The sequence below is a fragment of the Paraburkholderia sp. SECH4 genome, from assembly GCF_030511745.1.
Taxonomy (GTDB): Bacteria; Pseudomonadota; Gammaproteobacteria; order Burkholderiales; family Burkholderiaceae; genus Paraburkholderia; species Paraburkholderia madseniana.
In genome coordinates this window covers 1-3,682 of the sequence record NZ_JALOCP010000094.1, presented here as the reverse complement: position 1 = coordinate 3,682, position 3,682 = coordinate 1, and the positions used below count along the sequence as shown (strand labels likewise).

Here is a 3,682-nt window from a genome sequence, read left to right as displayed (position 1 = left end):
CCATCCCCTCCAGCCTCGCTGCCTGCAGCAGCTCGGTGTGCGCGCTCGCCGCGCGGGGCGTTTCGCTTCGCCAGCAGCACCTCTCTGTGCCGAATTCCCGTTCCCTGGTTCGCCGTCCTTTTCTCGCGATCGTAGCCACGTCCTGCGCTGCGTCAAGGCGCGCGGGGCCGTGTCAGTCGCTGTTCGCTCCATCCCGCCCCACACCCCGCGCTTGAACCCTTGACCCAGCTGCGGTCGCGTCTCCTTTGATCGCGGGACGACGAACTCAGGGGAACGGCGGCAACGGCGAGAAGCGCCGCCGACTCAGCAGAAACAACTGACGCCGGGACTTCTGAATCTAGGGGCCCGGTCAGCTTTAAAACGCAGGGGCTATGAATGGCACGTTTCAAATACTTCAACGGCACGCGTGAACTCAAGAACCCGTATGGGATGGACAACAAGGAGTTTGCTGCGACGTTCCCGGGCGCGCGCGGCAAACGTTGCGACGGGTTCAGCATGTGGGTCGGATATCCAATCGAAGGCGAGGGCGGCCCGCTCCCCGTTGAGCGCGTCATTGAATACAAGTCCAACCCCAGCAAGCACGTCTGCGATGCGCGTTGTGTGAATGCGCAGGGAAAGATCATGCGCTGCGAGTGTTCGTGCGGGGGCGTGAACCACGGAAAGGGCGCGTTCACTTCGCTGCTCGCTGGCTGATACACATACACAGAATTCAGGAACACACGAAATGAAACTCACGAAAGCACAAACGAGGGCGATGTCCGAGGTCAATAAGCTGGTCGCGCTCGAGCGGCGACTGACAGATGATGAACGTTCGTTCGTGCTCGAAAACTATCACCCGGGCGCGACTAGCAACAATGCGGAGATTGGTGCGTTTTTCACGCCGTCCGATCTCGCGCGTGACTTCTCTGTCGAGGTCTGCGGAGGAAACACCGTTGTCGACCTTTGCGCGGGAATCGGCGCGCTCGCCTACGCTTGTGAGTATCAGGCGAAAGACTTTGTTTGCGTCGAATCGAACGCGGAATACGTTCGGGTAGGACGCAAGGTGATGCCCGATGCAAGGTGGATTCACGCGGACGTGTTTAGTGACTGGTGGAAAGACCTGGCCAAATTCGACTTTGCAATCAGTAATCCGCCATACGGTCACGTCCGCGCCGATGGATTTCAGGGCCGCTACACAGGGGGAGAGGCCGAGTACAAGGTGATTGAACAGGCTTCGCGAGTGGCAAAGTGGGGCGTATTTCTGCTCCCGCAACTGTCAGCGCCGTTCATGCTGTCAGGCGTGCAATGCTTCCAGGATTCCGTGTCCGCTAAGTGCCAGAAATTCATGGACCAGACCGGTATTGAACTGGGGTCAAACAGTGGCCTGGATACTTCGCGTTACGCAGACGAGTGGCAGGGTGTCACGATGACATGTGAGATCGTCATCTGTGACTTCGAGGCCGAGGAAGAAGATGCGCCAACTGGCTCGCGCGTAGCGCACCCAGTGGCACGTGTGCAACCGATCAACCAGATGGACCTTTTCGCGCTTACTGTCTAGTCGATTGAAGATGACGATGAAGGTCCGCCGGCTCCGTTTCAGACTCCGGACATGTTCAACCATTCCCCTGTTTTCTAAGCTTCCCCGTGAGCGGGTCTGACCTGGGCGCCGGCCATGCCGACGGCTTTGTTCCGGTACCGCCGCAGCGATCCAGCCGTGCCGCTGCACCTTGCGCGCCCGGCTTCGCCCGTCACGCAAGCCGACAGCACCGCGTCACGGAGCAACATCACCCCCGCTCTTGGGGCAGCGCCGCGTCCCGCGGACTCGCCCCGGCGCGTGCCATCCCCTCCAGCCTCGCTGCCTTCAGCAGCTCGGTAACGCGCTCGCCGCGCGGCGTTTCGCTTCGCCGCGGCTCTTCGTGCCGAATTCCCGTCCCCCTCGTTCGCCGTCCTCTATCGCGATCGTAGCCACAGCCTGCGCTGCGTCAAGGCGCGCGGGGCCGTGTCAGTCGCTGCGCTCCATCCCGCCCCAGCACCCCGCGCTTGAATCCTTGACCCAGCTCCGGCCGTGTCTCCTTTGATCGCGGGACGACGAACTCAGGGGAACGGCGGCAACGACGAGAAGCACCGCCGACTCAGCAGAAACCACCAACGCCGGGACTTCGGAATCTAGGGGCCCGGTCAGCTAAAACCGCATGGAGGTACAAATGTCCGACGCAGTGGAACCCATCGACCCGGCGCAGCTTTCGCGCGAACAGAAGCTTACGATCATTTACCGCCATACACATCGTGATTTTAAAGGCCATGCTGGCCCGCAATGGGGCGAGCATCAAGGCAAGAAATCCATTCTCGTGAACGTGAAGGGCTCGACCTGTCTCGTGCTGCTCGAACACCTGAGCGACGAGCAGATTGCCGACAAGCTGCCGTATGCCCTGACGAAGGAAGCGGACCGCCGTGCGAAGACGAAGAAGGCGGTAGCGAAATGAGCAAGCTTGCAGCCCTCGAAACCACCATCCACGATGCCGATGGCGAAGTGTATCGATACAGGTTGAAGGCAACCGGGCAATCGAGCGCACGCCTCGGCGCTTGTGAGGTTTGCGGCCAGCACGTCAGCGATGTCTATCACCTGATCGGCTCGCGCCTCGTCGAACGGACGTACCGCGCACACCGCGACCCGGAACGCTTCGGATGGACGCGCGACAAGTGCGCCGACGCTTTCGGGCACTTCAACTGTCTGGCCGCACGCCGCAAGGGTGTCGAGGTCATGAAGGGGCCACCCGGGCAGATCAATGGCAGTTTCAATCTCGAAATCAATGGCATTGAGGTGCTCATCAGCCGCGACGAGGAGGGCTTCAAGGCATACATCACGGATCGCTATGAGGGTCTGTTCTCGACCTTGAAGCGCGCGCACGACTTTGTAGACATGGCCGCCAACCACCCGGAACGGCGTAGGCCGATCACGGCGTAACTGATCTTTTAACGGGACCGCTCGCGCGGTCCAGCGAGGTAATTCACATGGAACGATATAGCCAAACCATCCTCCCGGGCGAAGCAGACGCGCAGGGTATCGACCTCACGCCCCGGTGGACAGCGCTGATGCCGATCATCCTGGCCGCGCTTGAGAACGGGACCAACGTTGGCCGGGGGAACGCACGCCGCAGTCTTATTGAGCTCGCCGACAGGGTGGACGGCGCGCACGACATGCACAAGCGCATGCGCGCTTCGCTTGATGCGCTGGCCAAGGCCTGGCCGAAGGCGGACAGACTGACTGAGCAAGAAGAAGACGCAATGCTCGAAGCTGTCGAGGTGCTTTCGCGAACCTCGCCAGGCGACAAGTGCGCGTTCCCGCAATATGGGGCTTTCAAACTCAGTGACGGCCTGAGCGATTCCCTGCGGCAAGAGGTTGAAAAGCTGCTCTGTCATGACGAAGCCAGTTCGGATGGAGAATTGCTCCACGTACTTATCGCCCGACTCGGCATGCAGGCCAATAAGGCCCGCGCGATCATCTCGCAACGTGGGACATTTATCATGTTCATGCCAACGGTCGAGCAACCGCGTCCGAACTGGTGACCCGTTCGTTCCAATCCGTACAGACGCCGGCCACGTGCCGGCGTTTTGTTTCCGGTGTCGCGTGAGCAGTCGGAGCCATCGAGCCGTGCCGCTGCACCTTGCGCGCCCGGCTTCGCCCGTCACGCAAGCTGACAGC

5 protein-coding genes are annotated in these 3,682 nt (G+C 61.0%); all 5 read left to right on the top strand.

Going from position 1 to position 3,682, the window contains the following annotated elements; translation table 11 throughout:
- Positions 1–375: 375 nt before the first annotated feature.
- The 5 genes from M0D67_RS41750 to M0D67_RS41730 all read left to right on the top strand — a co-directional run bounded on the left by M0D67_RS41750 (position 376) and on the right by M0D67_RS41730 (position 3,546).
- The gene (locus M0D67_RS41750) at positions 376–693 is read left to right on the top strand and encodes a hypothetical protein (protein WP_266243599.1); all 318 of its coding nucleotides are present in this window, start codon (positions 376–378) and stop codon (positions 691–693) included.
- Positions 694–724: 31 nt separating this feature from the next.
- The gene (locus M0D67_RS41745; protein WP_266243597.1) at positions 725–1,537 is read left to right on the top strand and encodes a methyltransferase; all 813 of its coding nucleotides are present in this window, start codon (positions 725–727) and stop codon (positions 1,535–1,537) included.
- 646 nt (positions 1,538–2,183) lie between these two features.
- Entirely contained in the window at positions 2,184–2,462 is a 279-nt protein-coding gene (locus M0D67_RS41740) for a hypothetical protein (protein WP_266243595.1), read from the top strand.
- Positions 2,459–2,944 carry a hypothetical protein gene (locus M0D67_RS41735; protein ID WP_266243593.1) on the top strand — a complete coding sequence of 162 codons (486 nt, stop codon included), beginning with the start codon at positions 2,459–2,461 and terminating at the stop codon, positions 2,942–2,944. The genes M0D67_RS41740 and M0D67_RS41735 overlap by 4 nt, the downstream gene beginning before the upstream one ends.
- Positions 2,945–2,991: 47 nt before the next feature.
- Positions 2,992–3,546: a hypothetical protein gene (locus M0D67_RS41730; protein WP_266243590.1), complete on the top strand. Its 555-nt coding sequence runs from the start codon at positions 2,992–2,994 to the stop codon at positions 3,544–3,546.
- Positions 3,547–3,682: the final 136 nt, after the last annotated feature.

What these genes read in the sequence shown, in the direction of transcription:
- M0D67_RS41735 (WP_266243593.1), top strand. Translation starts at nt 2,459, where the DNA reads ATGAGCAAGCTTGCAGCCCTCGAAACCACCATCCACGATGCCGATGGC.
- M0D67_RS41750 (WP_266243599.1), top strand. Translation starts at nt 376, where the DNA reads ATGGCACGTTTCAAATACTTCAACGGCACGCGTGAACTCAAGAACCCG.
- M0D67_RS41745 (WP_266243597.1), top strand. Translation starts at nt 725, where the DNA reads ATGAAACTCACGAAAGCACAAACGAGGGCGATGTCCGAGGTCAATAAG.
- M0D67_RS41740 (WP_266243595.1), top strand. Translation starts at nt 2,184, where the DNA reads ATGTCCGACGCAGTGGAACCCATCGACCCGGCGCAGCTTTCGCGCGAA.
- M0D67_RS41730 (WP_266243590.1), top strand. Translation starts at nt 2,992, where the DNA reads ATGGAACGATATAGCCAAACCATCCTCCCGGGCGAAGCAGACGCGCAG.